The sequence below is a fragment of the Pseudomonas corni genome (genome assembly GCF_057128765.1).
This window is the reverse complement of sequence record NZ_JBSKHW010000017.1, coordinates 114,247-130,338: the sequence shown is the minus strand read 5'-3', so window position 1 is coordinate 130,338 and position 16,092 is coordinate 114,247. Positions and strand designations below refer to the sequence as shown.

Below are 16,092 nucleotides of genomic sequence, written 5' to 3'. Positions count from 1 at the left end.
CAGCCCATCGCTGCCGTCGTTACCTCCGAGAGCTCCTACGCCTTCGGCAGAAGCACGACGGCGGCGCTGCATAAATCGCTTTTGATTCTGGGCGGAGCCCGTAGGAGTCCTGCCGGGCGGCGTTCCGTTTGCTGACGATCTGCCGGGAACCGGCAGCAAAACCGGCGCACCGGATTCTTCAGATGGACCGAGGTAGCTGGTTTAGGGCCGCTTCGCAGCCCATCGCTGCCGTCGTAACCTCCGAGAGCTCCTACGCCCTGCGGGCAGAATCAAAGCGGGGTGTGCCTGCCATGCGGCCAGAACCCGTGCAGGCGCAACACGAATAACCGAACCCTTTTCCTGCGCCGCCATCAAAGCGCTATCCTCGGCCACACCCCACCTCAGGCGAATCCCCGAATGCTGCAAGTCCAAGGCGTGTTTAAAAGCTATGCCACGGCCCAAGGTCCACTGGCGGTGTTGCGAGGGGCCGATCTGCATCTGGAACAAGGCGAAAGCCTGGCGCTGATGGGCGAATCGGGCAGCGGTAAAAGCACGCTGTTGCATTTGGTCGCCGGGCTGGATCAGGTGGACAGTGGCAGTATCGAAATCTCGGGCCAACGCCTGGACCAGATGAACGAAGCCCAACTCGCCAACTGGCGGCGCACTCAGATCGGTCTGGTGTTCCAGCAGTTCAACCTGATCGGCAGCCTGAAAGTCGAAGACAACCTGGCGTTTCAAGCGCGCCTTGCGGGTCGCTATGAACCGCAATGGCAGGCGCAATTGATCGCACGTCTGGGCCTGGGTGATTTGCTCAAGCGCTATCCCGAACAGTTGTCGGGCGGCCAGCAACAACGGGTCGCCATCGGACGCGCCCTCGCCTCCCGCCCTGCGTTATTGCTGGCAGACGAGCCCACGGGCAACCTCGACGAAGCCACCAGCGATGACGTGTTGCAATTGCTGCTGGACCTGCTGGCCGACAGCCCTACCAGTTTGTTGATGGTCACCCACAGCCCGCGAGTTGCGGCGCGTCTGTCGCGACAAGCCGTGCTGCATCTCGGACGTCTGGCCGCAGAAGGCGAACGCTGAGATGCAGGTTTTTTACTGGACCTTGCGCGCCCTGCTCAGTCACTGGCGCCGTCACCCGGTGCAATTTTTTAGCGTGCTCACAGGCCTGTGGCTGGCGACCAGCCTGCTGACCGGGGTGCAGGCGCTTAACAGTCAGGCGCGGGACAGTTACGCCAAGGCCAGCCAGTTGATCGGCGGCGAACCGCAGACCAGCCTCGCGTCGGCCAATGGCGCGCCGTTTTCTCAAGCGTTATTCGTCAGCCTGCGTCGCGCCGGTTGGCCCGTCTCCCCGGTTCTGCGTGGCCGCATCGCGCTCAAGAGCCAGCCCGATCAGCGTCTGCAACTGATGGGCATCGAACCGGTGTCGATGCCCAACGGCACAGCACTGGCCGGGCAGACACTGGACACCGCGCAGATCGTCAATTTTTTCACTGCGCCGGGCAGCACCTGGATTGCGCCGCAAACCCTCAAGGCTTTAGGGCTCAAGGAAGGCGACCAGCCGCTGACCGAAGCAGGCGCAACCCTGCCGCCGTTAAAGGCGCAGGTCGATATGGCCCCCGGCCTGCTGCTGGTGGACATCGGCTTCGCTCAGCAACTGTTGAATATGCCGCAGCAGATCTCGCAGCTTTTATTGCCCAAGGATTTCGCCGCCAACGCACCGCCGCTTCCTGATGAAATCGCTCGGCAATTGGTGCTCAAAAAAAGCGGCGAAGAAAACGACCTCGCCCGGCTCACGGAAAGCTTCCACCTCAATCTGGATGCGTTGGGTTTCTTGTCGTTCGTGGTGGGGCTGTTCATCGTTCACGCCGCCATCGGTCTGGCCCTGGAACAACGTCGGGGCTTGCTGCGCAACTTGCGGGCGTGCGGTGTCAGCGCCCGATTGCTGATCACCAGTCTTGCGGTCGAACTCGGCGCCCTGGCGTTGCTGGGAGGTATTGCTGGAGTTATCAGCGGGTATTGGCTGGCGAGCGTGTTGCTTCCCGATGTCGCGGCCAGCCTGCGTGGTCTGTATGGCGCCGAAGTCGCCGGGCAACTCACGCTCAGCCCGCTGTGGTGGTTGAGTGGCTTGGGCGTCAGTCTGCTGGGCGCGTTTCTCGCGGGGGCGAACAGTTTGCTGCGCGCTGCCCGCTTGCCTTTGTTGGCGCTGGCGAACGCACAGGCCTGGCACGAGGAGCACTCCCGCTGGCTGCGGCGTCAGGGCTGGATTGCCTTGGCTGCGATCATCATCGCGCTGTTGGCCGTGCTGTTTGGCGACAGTTTGGCGATGGGGTTTGTGTTGATGGCCAGCCTGCTGCTGGGTGCGGCGCTGGGTCTGCCGGTTTTGCTCAACGGGCTGCTCAACGGTTTGTTAGGCCGTAGCCGTTCGGTTTTGGGGCAATGGTTTCTTGCCGATTGCCGGCAACAGTTGCCAGCGCTGAGCCTGGCGTTGATGGCGTTGTTGCTGGCGATGGCCGCCAACATTGGCGCGGGGAGCATGACCTCGGGTTTCCGCCAGACCTTCAATAACTGGCTGGAGCAGCGCCTGACTGCAGAGCTGTACATCAATCCCACCGATGCTGCTCAGGCCATCCCGCTGCAAACGTGGCTGGGCCAGCAGGGATTGATTTCTGCCGTGCTGCCGAACTGGCAAGTGTCGATCCAGCTCAATGGCTGGCCCGCTGAACTGTACGGCATCATCGACCACCCCAATTACCGCCAGCACTGGCCGCTGCTGGAATCCGTGAGCGGTGACGCCTGGGCGCAGTTGGCCAAGGACGATACGCTGATGCTCAGTGAACAACTGGCGCGGCGCTTGAAAGTCGAGGTCGGCGACGAGGTCAAACTGCCGGCGCCGGACGGTGAATGGCCGCTGAAGGTGGTGGGTATTTACGCCGACTACGGCAATCCGAAGGGGCACATTCTGGTCAACGCCGAGCACTTGTTGCGTCATTGGCCGCAACTGGCGCCGAACCGTTTCAATCTGCGCATCGATCCGCCCGCCGTGCCGCAGTTCCTGCGTTTGCTGCACAACAAATTCCAGCTCGACGACAACCACATCATTGATCAGCGGCAGCTCAAATCCTGGTCCAGCCAGATCTTCGAACGCACCTTCGCCGCCACCGGCGCGCTCAATAGCCTGACGTTGGGGGTGGCCGGTGTGGCGCTGTTTATCAGCCTGCTGACGCAAAGTCAGAGCCGCCTCGGGCAACTGGCGCCGTTGTGGGCGCTGGGGGTCACGCGGCGCCAGTTGATGCTGCTGAACCTGGCGCAAACCTGGCTGCTGGCGGTGTTGACGCTGGTGTTGGCGTTGCCGCTCGGGCTGCTGCTGGCGTGGTGTCTGGACGCGGTGATCAACGTTCAGGCCTTTGGCTGGCGCTTGCCGTTGCAGGTGTTCCCGCTGCAACTGCTGCAATTGATGGGGCTCGCGTTATTGGCCACATTGCTGGCATCGGCATGGCCGCTGTATCGGCTGTTTCGCACGCAACCTGCCGATTTGCTCAGGACATTCGCGAATGAGGATTAACTGGGCGAGCTGCTTGGTCGCCGTACTGCTGCTGTGCGGCTGTGACGACAAGGCCACTGAGGAAAAAGGCTTCGCGGGGCTGGCTGACGATGCGGCCAGCTATTCGCAGGTCACGCCGGGCAAGCGCTTCGTGTTCCCGGACGATCACGGACCCCACGACGGATTCCGCATTGAGTGGTGGTACATCACAGCCAATCTCAAGGATGACAAGGGAGAGCCTTTCGGCGTGCAATGGACGCTGTTTCGCAGCGCGCTGCCGCGTACTGCGCAGACGGTCGGTGACGATCAGGGCTGGCGCAATCGCAATCTGTGGATGGGTCATGCGGCGGTGACCTCGGCAAACGCGCATCACGCCACCGAACGCTATGCACGAGGCGGCGTCGAGCAGGCCGGGGTGACGCTTTCGCCCTTTTCTGCGTGGATCGACGATTGGTCGCTGAGCAGTCAGGCCCCTGTTGAAAACCCATTGGCAGATATGCAATTGCAGGCCAGCGGCCCGCAGTTCAGCTATCGGTTGCACCTGACATCCAGCAGACCGTTGGTGCTGCAGGGCAATCAGGGTTTCAGCCAGAAATCCGAAGAAGGCCAGGCGTCGTATTACTACAGCCAGCCGTTTTTTGATGCCGAAGGCAGCGTCACGATTGATGGCAAAACCTATCAGGTCACCGGCTCGGCCTGGCTGGACCGGGAATGGAGCAGCCAGCCGCTGACTGCCAACCAGACCGGCTGGGACTGGTTCTCTGTCCACCTGGAAGACGGCGCGCAAGTGATGCTGTATCGCATGCGCCAGAAACAGGGTGAGCCGTATCTGACCGGGACGTGGATCAACCCGGACGGCAGCACCGAACAGCTCGCCGGCAAAGACATCAGCCTGACGCCGACCGCCACCACCGACGTCGCGGGACATACGATGCCCACCCGCTGGTCAGTAAAAATCCCCGGCAAGGGCCTGGATATCACCACCACAGCCCTCAACCCGAACGCCTGGATGAACTTGCGAATTCCCTATTGGGAAGGACCGGTGACGTTGAGTGGCAGTCATAAAGGTGTGGGGTATTTGGAGATGACGGGGTATTAGGTGCCGCGATTCCTGGCCATTCACTCCCCGTGGGAGCGGACCTCTGCGAAGGGGCCGGTATGTCCGGTACATGTTCAGGAGCTGATAAACCGTATTCGCGGACGGGTCCGCTCCCACCTTTGATCAGCGGCGCCGGTCGTGAATCGGGTGATTGGGTGAATCTGATATACCGCATCCAGCCTTTTGCTGCCGCTTCGCGGCAGATCGTCGGCAAGCCAGACTCCTACGGCCTGCGGCCAGAATCAAAAACAAACACAAAACTCACACCGCCCGATAGGTCACTTATAACCGAACGTTCTAAAACTCTCACAAATCCTGCTGGTCAGTCTTTGGGTGGCCGGACTTCCCTGCCACGTTCCCCAACGGAAAACCGGTAAGGATTATATGTGCGGACTAGCTGGCGAATTACGCTTTGACCTCCAACCTGCGGACCTCGCCGCAGTAGAACGAATCACCCATCATTTGGCGCCTCGTGGCCCGGATGCCTGGGGTTTCCATAGCCAAGGGCCGATTGCCCTGGGCCATCGGCGCCTGAAAATCATGGACCTGTCTGACGGCTCGGCGCAGCCGATGACCGACAGCCATCTGGGGCTGTCTCTGGCCTTCAACGGTGCGATTTACAATTTTCCTGAATTGCGCGCCGAGCTTGAAGCGCTGGGCTACACCTTTCATTCGGGCGGCGACACCGAAGTGCTGCTCAAGGGCTATCACGCTTGGGGCGCCGACATGCTGCCCAAGCTCAACGGCATGTTCGCGTTCGCCATCTGGGAGCGTGACAAGCGTGAGCTGTTCATTGCCCGCGACCGCTTGGGCGTCAAGCCGCTTTACCTGTCGCGCACCGACAAACGCATTCGCTTCGCCTCGACGCTGCCAGCCTTGCTCAAAGGCGGCGACATCAGTCCGATGCTTGATCCGATTGCGCTGAACCACTATCTGAATTTCCACGCTGTAGTCCCTGCGCCGCGCACCTTGCTGGCAGGCGTTGAAAAAGTGCCGCCAGCCACCTGGATGCGCATTCAGGCCGATGGCCAAACTGAACAGAAGGTCTGGTGGACACTGCCTTACGGTCCTCGTGCCGACGAGCAGCACCTCACGCTTGAAGACTGGCGCGATCGCGTACTGGACAGCACCCGCGAGGCAGTTGCTATTCGTCAGCGTGCTGCGGTTGATGTAGGCGTGCTGCTTTCCGGCGGCGTCGATTCGAGCATGTTGGTCGGCCTGCTGCGTGAAGTCGGGGTCAAAGACCTGTCGACCTTCTCCATCGGTTTCCAGGATGCTGGCGGCGAGCGCGGCGACGAGTTCCAATACTCAGACCTGATCGCCAAGCATTACGGCACCAATCATCATCAATTGCGCATCAACGAAAGCGAGATCATCGAGCAACTGCCGGCGGCCTTCCGCGCCATGAGCGAGCCGATGGTCAGCCACGACTGCATCGCGTTTTACCTGCTGTCCCGCGAAGTGGCCAAGCACTGCAAAGTGGTGCAGAGCGGTCAAGGCGCGGACGAGCTGTTCGCCGGTTATCACTGGTATCCGCAGGTCGATGGCGCAAGCGATCCCTACGCCGCCTACCGCGACGCGTTTTTCGATCGTAGCTACGACGAATACGCCGCCACCGTCACGCCGAAATGGCTGACACCGAATGACGCCGCAGGCGACTTCGTACGCGATCATTTCGCGATGCCCGGCGCCGATGCGGCGGTCGACAAAGCCCTGCGTCTGGACAGCACGGTGATGCTGGTGGACGACCCGGTCAAACGCGTGGACAACATGACCATGGCCTGGGGCCTTGAAGCCCGTACCCCGTTTCTCGACTACCGCCTGGTTGAGCTGTCGGCCCGCGTGCCGGGGAAATTCAAACTGCCGGACGGCGGCAAGCAGGTGTTGAAAGAGGCCGCGCGCATGGTCATTCCGTCGGAAGTGATCGATCGTAAAAAGGGCTATTTCCCGGTGCCTGGCCTCAAGCATTTGCAGGGCGAGACCCTGAACTGGGTGCGTGATCTGTTGCTTGATCCGAGCCAGAACCGAGGCGTCTTCAATCCGCAGATGGTCGACAAACTGTTGACCGACCCGCAAGGTCAATTGACCCCTCTGCGCGGCTCCAAATTGTGGCAGCTCGCAGCGCTGAACCTGTGGCTCAGCGAACAAGGACTCTGACCGATGAAAGCCAACGCCTCCTTTCATAACCAACGTTTGTTGCGCGGCCAGTCGCCGTCTTACGAACGACTGCAGGCGCGCCTGGCTGAAGACGGCAGTGATCAGAGCGCCGAGCCCCTTGCGCTGCATTGCGGCTGGGGCCGGTTGCTGATCGGCCACACCTACCCGGACCCGGCCACCCTGGCCAGCGACCTGCTCAACGAAAAGGCCGGCGAGCGCGACATCGCACTGTACGTCGCAGCGCCCCAGCAAGTGCTGGCGCAATCGCCGCAACAGTTGTTTCTAGATCCGTCGGACACGTTGCGCCTGTGGTTCAGCGACTACCGTCCGGCGCAGCGGGTATTTCGTGGGTATCGCATCCGCCGTGCGCAGAATCAGGCTGACTGGGAAGCCATCAACAACCTGTATCTGGCGCGCGGCATGCTGCCTATCGATCCAGCCCTGCTGACCCCGCGTCATTTGGGCGGCCCGGTTTACTGGATCGCTGAAGATGAAAGCAACAACGCGGTGATCGGCAGTGTGATGGGCTTGAACCATCAAAAGGCCTTCAATGATCCTGAGAACGGCAGCAGCTTGTGGTGCCTGGCGGTTGATCCGAAATGCACGCGGCCTGGCGTTGGCGAAGTACTGGTGCGGCATCTGATTGAGCATTTCCAGAGCCGTGGCCTCGCCTATCTGGACCTGTCAGTGCTGCACGACAACGAGCAGGCGAAAAACCTCTACTCCAAGCTGGGTTTTCGTAATCTGCCGACCTTCGCGATCAAGCGCAAAAACGGCATCAACGAGAAGCTGTTTCTCGGCCCCGGCCCGCAGGCGGACTTCAACCCGTATGCGCGGATCATCGTCGATGAAGCCCATCGCCGTGGTATCGAAGTGCAAGTGGATGACGCAGCCGCAGGGCTGTTCACGCTGATTCACGGCGGGCGGCGTATTCGTTGCCGTGAGTCGCTAAGCGATCTGACTACCGCGGTCAGCATGACGTTGTGCCAGGACAAGAGCCTGACCCACCGCTGCTTGAAAGCGGCGGGCCTGGAAATGCCAGCCCAGCAACTGGCCGGTGAAGTCGATGAGGTTCAGGCGTTTCTCGATGCCCACGAAAAGATCGTGGTCAAGCCGTTGGATGGCGAACAAGGTCATGGCGTTGCAGTCGATCTGCGCGACATCGATGAGGTACAAGCCGCCATCGAACGCGCACGCGCTTTCGATACCAATGTGTTGCTGGAAAGCTTTCACGAAGGCCTGGACTTGCGCATCGTCGTGATCGGTTTTGAGGTGGTGGCTGCGGCCATCCGGCGTCCTGCGGAGATCATGGGCGATGGCAAACACACCATTGCGCAGTTGATCGAAGCACAAAGTCGCCGTCGCTCGGCAGCCACCGGAGGCGAGAGCAAGATCCCGGTGGATGAAGAAACCCGCCGCACCGTTGCCGACGCCGGTTTTGACTTCGACAGCGTTTTACCTGCCGATCAAAAACTGGCGGTGCGGCGTACCGCAAATCTTCACACCGGTGGCGTGCTGGAAGACGTGACTGCGATTTTGCACCCGGTCCTCAAGGACGCCGCTATTCGCGCCGCCCGAGCCCTGGACATCCCCGTCGTCGGCCTGGACCTGATGGTCCCCGCCGCCGACCAACCTGAATATGTGTTCATCGAAGCTAACGAACGCTGCGGCCTGGCCAACCACGAGCCACAGCCGACGGCCGAACGCTTCGTGGACCTGTTGTTTCCTCATAGCCTGCCTGTGCATGGCTAATCTGCCGCTATCCCTGTAGGAGCGAACTTGTTCGCGAGAAAGTCGGTGGCCTCGACATTGTTGTAGCGCCTTTTACCGCCCCGCGAACAAGTTCGCTCCTACAGGAGTTGTGCCGTTTTCCGAATTCAGGAGTATCTCCATGACCACTGCAAAACAGAAAATCCTCGAACCGGATCTGAACTACCTGCAGAAAGTCCTGCTGGAAATGCTCGCGATTCCGAGTCCCACGGGCTTCACCGACACCATCGTGCGCTACGTCGCCGAGCGTCTGGAGGAGTTGGGCATTCCGTTTGAATTGACTCGTCGCGGCACGATCCGCGCAACGTTGAAAGGCAAGCAAAGCAGCCCCGATCGCGCGGTGTCTGCGCACTTGGACACCATCGGCGCCAGCGTACGTGAAGTCAAAGACAACGGCCGACTGGGCCTTGCTGCCGTGGGTTGCTGGTCGAGCCGCTTTGCCGAGGGCAGTCGAGTCAGCGTCTTCACCGACACCGGCGTGATTCGCGGCAGCGTGCTGCCGTTAATGGCGTCAGGGCACGCATTCAACACTGCCGTCGACACGTTACCGATCAGTTGGGACCACATCGAACTGCGCCTGGACGCCTACTCAGCGACCCGCGCCGATTGCGAATCGCTGGGCGTCAATATCGGGGACTTCGTGGCTTTCGATCCGCTGCCGGAATTTACCGAGAGCGGGCATATCAGCGCGCGACACCTGGACGACAAGGCCGGGGTTGCGGCACTACTCGCATCGCTCAAGGCCATCGTCGACAGTGGCGTCGAACCCTTGATCGACTGCCATCCGCTGTTCACCATCACCGAAGAAACCGGGACCGGTGCAGCAGGCGGCTTGCCGTGGGACGTCAGTGAATTTGTCGGGATCGACATTGCTCCCGTTGCGCCGGGCCAGCATTCCAGCGAGCACGCCGTGAGTGTGGCGATGCAGGATTCGGGCGGGCCGTATGACTATCATCTGTCGCGCCACCTGTTGCGACTTGGCGCGGAAAAAGAGCTTTCCGTGCGCCGCGACCTGTTCCGTTACTACTACAGCGATGCGCACTCGGCGATTGCCGCCGGTTATGACACGCGCACCGCCCTGCTGGCGTTCGGTTGCGACGCCACCCACGGTTATGAGCGCACGCATATCGACAGCCTGAGCACCCTCAGCCGATTGCTCACCGCTTACATCATGAGCCCGCCGGTGTTCGCCAGTGATGCGCAGCCCGCCAATGCGTCACTGGAAAACTTCAGCCATCAGCTTGAACACGATGCGCAGATGGAAACCGACACGCGAGTGCCGGCAGTGGACACGTTGGTGGGGCAGCGTTGATTGCAAACCTGTAGGAGCGAATTCATTCGCGAGGCGGTAAATCTGGTACCCCGCTAAATCGCCTCGCCAACAAGTTGGCTCCTACAGGTCAGCGTGTGGCCGAACAATTCGTGGGAAAGGTCCGTAATGCGGGTAGCCTGGCGCTACGCCGCGCGCTAGCATCGCCCTCCTTCAACCCCGCCATCGCCCTGAGAACTTTATGCTGATCCCTTACGACCAACTCGAAGCTGACACCCTGACGCGCCTGATCGAGGACTTCGTGACCCGTGACGGCACCGACAACGGCGATGAAACCCCTCTTGAAACCCGAGTGCTGCGGGTACGTCACGCCCTGAGCAAAGGTCAGGCGGTGATTTTTTTCGACCTCGACAGCCAGCAGTGTCAACTGATGCTCAAGCGCGATGTGCCCAAGGAATTTTTCGAGGAGTGACGCACCCCGCTTCGGGTTATTTGGACCTGTGCCCGGCGGCGGCCTGCTCTGCGGCCATCTGTTCAAGCTTGGCGGCAATGCGCCTGAAGACTTCGGTGCGGTGAATCTTGATATGAATCGGCGCATCAATCCCGAGCCGCACCTGATGCCCGGTGATCCCCAGAATTTGTATGGTGATGTCATCACCGATCGAAAACGTCTCGCCCACTTCCCGCGTCAGTACCAGCATTTTTCCTACTCCCTTGTTCACTAGCAGGGACGCAGGTTGCCGCGCTGAGGGGGACGCTTCAATGCACCGCAAGAAAATCAGTAATGCCCTTCAAGTCTTATCGACCGCGCCTGACAGACCGGTCCTACAAAATCCGATTTGCGTCAGCAATCCGTCGAATCTGTGTAGGTTTCTTTACCTTAAAGTCAGTTCAGGCAGCTGACCAACGCGGTCCGAACAGGATGATAGTTGCGCCGATGACGCAGAAAGCGACACCTATCCAGTCCGAACTCAGGGGCCGAACCCGCTCGATCAAACCTAGCCAGGCAATGGAAGCGATGATGTAGATGCCGCCGTAGGCCGCGTACGCACGTCCAGCGTAGGCAGCTTCGACGCGAGTCAGCAGCAGGGCAAATAATGTCAGGCTGATCAGTGCAGGGATAACCCACAAAGCACTTTTGCCTTGGCGCAACCACATCCAGAACGCGTAGCAGCCGGCGATCTCGAACAGCGCCGCGAGAAAAAACCACAGGTAATTGAGCACGATGATTCTCTTGATGGGCTGCAGGAAGATGCCGGCAACCCTATCAGAAATGACGGCCCGTCAAGCATCTCCACCGATGCGTATTACGCCCTGCCCTGTTTCGCCTTGGCGCGCATCTTCTCGGCCATGGTCGCCATTTCATCGTAGATCGCTTGAGGATTTTTCTGTTTGACCTGCCAGGCCATACGCCCCTGCTCGTGGGGCAGGATCATGAAAACGCCAGCGCCGACCTGTTGATAAATATAGTCGGCGATCTCGCTGGCGCTGATCGGCGAGCTTTCCAGCAATTTCCCCACTTGGGCCTTCATCGCTGGCGTAGGGCCGCGGAACGAATCCATCAGGTTGGTCTGGAAAAACGAAGGGCAAACCACGTGTACGCCTACTTCTTGCTCACGCAACTCCACCAATAAGCTTTCTGACAGCGCCACCACACCGGCCTTGGCCACGTTGTAATTGCTCATCGCCGGGCCCTGCATCAGCGCAGCCATCGAAGCGATGTTGATGATCTTGCCCTTGCTTGCTTCGATCAACGGCAGGAACGCTTTGCAGCCCTTGACCACGCCCATCAGGTTGATCGCGATCTGCCAATCCCAGTCCTCAAGGGACAGCTCGCCAAAAAAACCGCCCGACGCCACACCTGCGTTGTTGACGATGATGTCGATGCCCCCGAGCTTTTGCTCGCAGGCTTGTGCGAACGCGGTAAGTTGGCTGTAGTCCCGCACATCACAACGCTGCACGAAACCATCACCACCGGCTTCACGCACCTGTTTCAAGGTTTCCTGGAGACCTTCAGCGCTGATGTCGGAGAGCGCCAGCTGCCAGCCCTCCCTCGCCCAGCGCAGTGCGATTTCGCGACCCAGACCCGAGCCAGCACCAGTGATCATGATGCGATTTTGCATAAGGATTGCCTTGTGAGTGCGATGTAGTGAATTTCAGTTTAACCAGAGAGATTGTCCTACAACGCCTCTATCAGCTCGCTGAATATGCAAGGCAAACCGCAGACTCAGCGACCGAACCGATGACGTCGCCACTGACTGATCAGCAAACCGTAAACCAGGATATTCACCAGAAGCACACTTGCGCCCAACCAGATTTGAATGGCAGGCGTCAGGCCTGTTGGGTAAATCAGCGCGATCAGATAGTGCTCGATGAAGCCACCAACGTAACCGCCCTCACCCGCCTTGTTTCGCAGCAGATTTTCCAGTGGTGTGAGCGGGCAATAGAGATGGAAAAATTCGACGCTCATGCCCCACGCCATCGAGGGAACATGAAGAGCGATCAGCCATTTCCAGCGCAACGCGAGAAGTCCACCGAACATAACAAACACTATGAAAAGAAGATGGAACAGCACCACTGCGTCAGCAGCCAGACGATAACCCATAGCGTGCTACCTTTTTATTGGCGGGACCGACCCGTACTCGATTTGTTAGTTCCGCTATAAACACCCGGAAAGTTGAAGTTTATAGCACTAAAAAAACCACTACCCATGAGCGCGAAGAATACCCTAATCAATTGATTTATAAGCAGTTTATGTGATTGTTAATTTTTATTTCAACCGTTAAGAACTTTTCTCGAACCCACGCAGTCGGATGTTTCAAGCGGCAAAACTTTCTACGCCATTCGTTGAAAGTTTGCGCGTATCGCTATCTTCCAAGTGAAAAGAAGGAACTCACAACATGGGCATCGGCACAATTCTTATCATCATCCTGATCTTGCTGCTAGTCGGCGGTCTGCCAGTATTTCCACACTCAAGAAGTTGGGGTTACGGCCCGTCGGGCATTATCGGCACCATCCTGGTGATTCTGCTGATTCTGGTATTGCTCGGCAGGATATGACCGCCAGCAGCACCTGAAAAAAACCTCGCCACATGGCGGGGTTTTTTTATGCCTGGAATTCGGCCCGTTTCAGCCGAAAACGGGAGCAACCGGACAGCCGCCTTCAGGAAATGCGCACGGATTTGCTGACCGACGCCATCATCAGCGCCACCATGGGCGAACACAAAATACATTTACTTACATTCAAGAATGATTATCATTGGCGCCGAATCCGACCATAGGGATCTGTGTCTGTGATAAGAAATTCTCCCGTTTTTGCCCGGCTGCATGGAGGGAAAGACGTCTACGGCTTACTCAATTCGTTGCCGTCGCCACTGCTCTGCGAAATGATCGCGTTCGCCGGCTACGACTTCGTGATCCTCGATGTGGAGCATCTGCTGCGCTCCGAAGAAGACATCATGCACTGTGTTCGAGCCTGCGAGGCCGCCGGGATTTCGCCTTGGCTGCGCATACCGCAGGTTGATGAAAAACTCATCGGCAGAGCACTGGATGCCGGCATCGAAGCCATCGTTATCTCTCGTTGCGAAAGTCCCGCTCAGGTTGAGCGCGCCATCGAAGCGGCGTTCTTTCCTCCCCTTGGAAAACGCGGAATCACCGGCGGACGCATCACCGGATTCGGGCAGCTGTCACTGCCTGAATACATCGATCTGGCCAACCGTCAGACCCCCATCATTCCCATGATCGAAAGCAGTGCCGGGGTTCAGGCGCTGGGCGAGATCCTGCGCCTGCCGGGTGTCGGAATGATCATGGAGGGCGCGCTGGATCTGTCCCTCGATATGGGTCTGGGCCCCGACCCGCTCAACGAACAAGTCTGGCGAGCGCTGCAAGACATGGCCGATGCCTGCCGCGCTGCCGATGTGCCTTTCTGCGCCAATCCGCGTACGCCTGAACAGAACGCTGTCTGGCGTGCTCGCGGGGTCCGCAGTTTTCTGGCGGGTGAAGACCGGGGCTTGCTGTTCAACGCGTTGAAAACCCGCCTGCACTCCCTCTCCAACAGCAAAAACGAGCCAAACCCTCCGCTATGAAAACAAGAACGATAAGACCCCCACTATCTCTGCGCTTTTCACTGAGCTTGCTGACACTGGGCATTTGTCACAGCGCCATGGGCGCCGATCAACCGCTGGAGTTATCCAGCGCGGCGGCCAACGATGTCACGCTGGCCCCCATCACGATTCAAGGTGACGTGCTTGGCCGCGCCAGCGATCAGGAGGTACGCACCTACGCGGGCAGCCGCAGCGTGGTCGATTCCAGCGAACTGCAAAAAGCCAGCGCACGAGGTCTGGACGACGCATTGCAGAGGGTGCCGGGGGTGAAAATCTTCGACGAAACGGGCACCGGCGCCCTGCCTCAGATTTCCGTGCGGGGCTTGTACGAGAGCCGCAGCGGCAGGATTCAGGCCCTGTCCGATGGCATTCCATTGGCGCTGGCGCCTTACGGTCAGACCGGTCTATCGCTGTTCCCGATGACCATGGCGACCGTCGACCGCATCGATATCGTGCGCGGGGGCGCAGCGGTGCAGTACGGTCCGAACAACGTTGGTGGCGTGATCAACTTCATCAGCAAACCCATTCCTCACAAGTGGGAAACCACCCTGCAGGAAAAAACCACCTTCAACGCGGGCGGTCGCCAGTTGTGGGACAGCTACCTGGGCACCGGGGGCTATCTGACTGAAAACTTCGGCCTGCAACTGGACCTCAACACCCTGAGCGGTAAATCCGCTCGCGAGCATTCCGACACCGACGTGCAGAACTACCGGCTGCGTGGCCAATGGAACATCGACGACGACCGCGACTTGAGCTTCGGTGTCCAGCGCTACAAGGCCGACATGGACTTGGCGGGCGCGCTCAGCGTGCAGGATTACAAGCACGACTCACGGCAATCGACCCGGCCACTGGACCGCTTCGAAGGAGATACCAACCGCGTTTGGGGCACTTACACCCAGCGTCTGGGCGCCATGGGGCCGTTTGACTCGGTGGAAGTCAGCTGGACCAACTTCGCCCACGACAGCTATCGCAATTTCGTGGTTGGCTTGCCGTTTACCCCGGACGGCGCATCGGTGACCAAGCAGGATGGCCCGCGAGACTTCAAGGTGTGGGGCACCGAACCGCGCATCAGTGCCACCGTCGACGGCGATACCGTCGGGCAGACCTGGCTGCTGGGCGCTCGCTATGTCAGCGAAGACATCGACTACAAGGTCAATCGCCAGAGCCTGGCCACCGGTAACACCACGCCCTTCCGAGACTGGAAGTTCGACGACGACGCCCGCGCGTTATACCTCAGCAACGCCATCAGCCTGATGGACCATCGCCTGACCATCACGCCCGGCGTGCGATACGAAAACGCGCGCATGGACTACAGCGACGGCATCACCGGATTCAATCGCGAGAACAAATCCGAAGAGTGGCTGCCGGGCCTGACCGTGGGCTATCAGGCGACCGACGCCTGGTATGTCTACGCCAACGCGCAAAAGTCTCTGCGCCCGCCGCAAGTCACGCAGATCGTCAAGGAAGGCGATGTCGGTGCCGAGCTTGCGTGGAACTACGAGACGGGCGTGCGCTATACCCCATGGGACGGCCTGCGTGTGGACTTCGATCTGTACCGCATCGATTTCGATGACCAGATCGTCTACAACGCCACGACCGATCGCTTCGACAACATCGGCAGCACCCGTCATCAGGGTTTTGAAACCGAGATCTTCTGGACCCCGCAAGCCCTGCAGGACCTGGAGTTGCACGCCAGTTACGCCTACCTCGATGCCAAGCAACGCAAAGGCACGTTCAAGGACAACGAGGTGCCGTACTCCTCGCGCAACCAGTTCACGGTTGACGGCCGTTATCGCTTTGCCGAGCACTGGACCTACAACCTCGATGGCCTGTACGTCAGCAGTGCCTATACCGATGCCGCCAACTCCGGCGATGAAGACGCCACCGCCAGCGTGGGCAGACTGCCCGCGTATTGGGTCTGGAACACCGCCGTTGCCCGTGAATTCAAACTGGCAGACAAGAGCGTCCTGACCGCGTCGGCCGGCATCAGCAACCTGTTCAATCGCGAGTACTACTTCCGCGGCATCGACACCAGCCCTTGGGGTCGTCAACCCGCGCCAGAGCGCTCGCTCACCTTAGGCGTCAACTACCGCTTCTAAATCGCGCATTTGCGCTCCTGTAAACCAGTTGCCCGATCCTCAGGGACGGGCAACTGCTGCCCCCGGGAA

At 59.6% G+C, this 16,092-nt stretch carries 14 protein-coding genes; 10 read left to right on the top strand and 4 right to left on the bottom strand.

Annotated elements, in window-relative coordinates; genetic code table 11:
* Nucleotides 1–396: 396 nt before the first annotated feature.
* The 7 genes from ACWKV9_RS23235 to ACWKV9_RS23205 all read left to right on the top strand — a co-directional run bounded on the left by ACWKV9_RS23235 (nucleotide 397) and on the right by ACWKV9_RS23205 (nucleotide 10,294).
* Nucleotides 397–1,065, top strand: a complete 669-nt coding sequence (locus ACWKV9_RS23235) for an ABC transporter ATP-binding protein (RefSeq protein ID WP_483838449.1) — start codon at nucleotides 397–399, stop codon at nucleotides 1,063–1,065.
* Between the two features lies 1 nt (nucleotide 1,066).
* Nucleotides 1,067–3,547 carry an ABC transporter permease gene (locus ACWKV9_RS23230; RefSeq protein ID WP_483838448.1) on the top strand — a complete coding sequence of 827 codons (2,481 nt, stop codon included), beginning with the start codon at nucleotides 1,067–1,069 and terminating at the stop codon, nucleotides 3,545–3,547.
* Nucleotides 3,537–4,625, top strand: a complete 1,089-nt coding sequence (locus tag ACWKV9_RS23225; RefSeq protein ID WP_483838447.1) for a lipocalin-like domain-containing protein — start codon at nucleotides 3,537–3,539, stop codon at nucleotides 4,623–4,625. The genes ACWKV9_RS23230 and ACWKV9_RS23225 overlap by 11 nt, the downstream gene beginning before the upstream one ends.
* Nucleotides 4,626–5,009: 384 nt before the next feature.
* Nucleotides 5,010–6,782, top strand: coding sequence for an N-acetylglutaminylglutamine amidotransferase (locus ACWKV9_RS23220; protein ID WP_483838446.1), 1,773 nt, complete (start codon nucleotides 5,010–5,012; stop codon nucleotides 6,780–6,782).
* A gap of 3 nt (nucleotides 6,783–6,785) precedes the next feature.
* Entirely contained in the window at nucleotides 6,786–8,534 is a 1,749-nt protein-coding gene (gene ngg / locus ACWKV9_RS23215; RefSeq protein ID WP_483838445.1) for an N-acetylglutaminylglutamine synthetase, read from the top strand.
* Between the two features lie 139 nt (nucleotides 8,535–8,673).
* Nucleotides 8,674–9,864: an osmoprotectant NAGGN system M42 family peptidase gene (locus tag ACWKV9_RS23210; RefSeq protein ID WP_483838444.1), complete on the top strand. Its 1,191-nt coding sequence runs from the start codon at nucleotides 8,674–8,676 to the stop codon at nucleotides 9,862–9,864.
* Between the two features lie 199 nt (nucleotides 9,865–10,063).
* Nucleotides 10,064–10,294, top strand: coding sequence for a YheU family protein (locus ACWKV9_RS23205; RefSeq protein ID WP_483838443.1), 231 nt, complete (start codon nucleotides 10,064–10,066; stop codon nucleotides 10,292–10,294).
* Between the two features lie 16 nt (nucleotides 10,295–10,310).
* Here the strand turns inward: ACWKV9_RS23205 and csrA are convergent, their stop codons facing one another.
* The 4 genes from csrA to ACWKV9_RS23185 all read right to left on the bottom strand — a co-directional run bounded on the left by csrA (nucleotide 10,311) and on the right by ACWKV9_RS23185 (nucleotide 12,427).
* Nucleotides 10,311–10,523, bottom strand: a complete 213-nt coding sequence (csrA, locus tag ACWKV9_RS23200; RefSeq protein WP_483838442.1) for a carbon storage regulator CsrA — start codon at nucleotides 10,521–10,523, stop codon at nucleotides 10,311–10,313.
* Between the two features lie 190 nt (nucleotides 10,524–10,713).
* Nucleotides 10,714–11,046: a YnfA family protein gene (locus tag ACWKV9_RS23195; RefSeq protein ID WP_483838441.1), complete on the bottom strand. Its 333-nt coding sequence runs from the start codon at nucleotides 11,044–11,046 to the stop codon at nucleotides 10,714–10,716.
* An 83-nt stretch (nucleotides 11,047–11,129) separates the two neighbouring features.
* Nucleotides 11,130–11,945, bottom strand: a complete 816-nt coding sequence (locus ACWKV9_RS23190; RefSeq protein WP_483838440.1) for an SDR family oxidoreductase — start codon at nucleotides 11,943–11,945, stop codon at nucleotides 11,130–11,132.
* Nucleotides 11,946–12,049: 104 nt separating this feature from the next.
* Nucleotides 12,050–12,427: a DUF2784 domain-containing protein gene (locus ACWKV9_RS23185; protein WP_483838439.1), complete on the bottom strand. Its 378-nt coding sequence runs from the start codon at nucleotides 12,425–12,427 to the stop codon at nucleotides 12,050–12,052.
* Between the two features lie 295 nt (nucleotides 12,428–12,722).
* Here ACWKV9_RS23185 and ACWKV9_RS23180 point away from each other — a divergent pair, with 295 nt between their 5' ends.
* The 3 genes from ACWKV9_RS23180 (at nucleotide 12,723) to ACWKV9_RS23170 (ending at nucleotide 16,023) form a co-directional block, all read left to right on the top strand.
* Nucleotides 12,723–12,881 carry a DUF3309 family protein gene (locus ACWKV9_RS23180; protein ID WP_020290439.1) on the top strand — a complete coding sequence of 53 codons (159 nt, stop codon included), beginning with the start codon at nucleotides 12,723–12,725 and terminating at the stop codon, nucleotides 12,879–12,881.
* 233 nt (nucleotides 12,882–13,114) lie between these two features.
* A complete protein-coding gene (locus tag ACWKV9_RS23175) occupies nucleotides 13,115–13,906 on the top strand; it encodes an HpcH/HpaI aldolase family protein (protein WP_483838438.1) in 792 nt (263 codons plus the stop codon).
* 77 nt (nucleotides 13,907–13,983) lie between these two features.
* Nucleotides 13,984–16,023: a TonB-dependent receptor family protein gene (locus ACWKV9_RS23170; RefSeq protein ID WP_483838437.1), complete on the top strand. Its 2,040-nt coding sequence runs from the start codon at nucleotides 13,984–13,986 to the stop codon at nucleotides 16,021–16,023.
* Nucleotides 16,024–16,092: the final 69 nt, after the last annotated feature.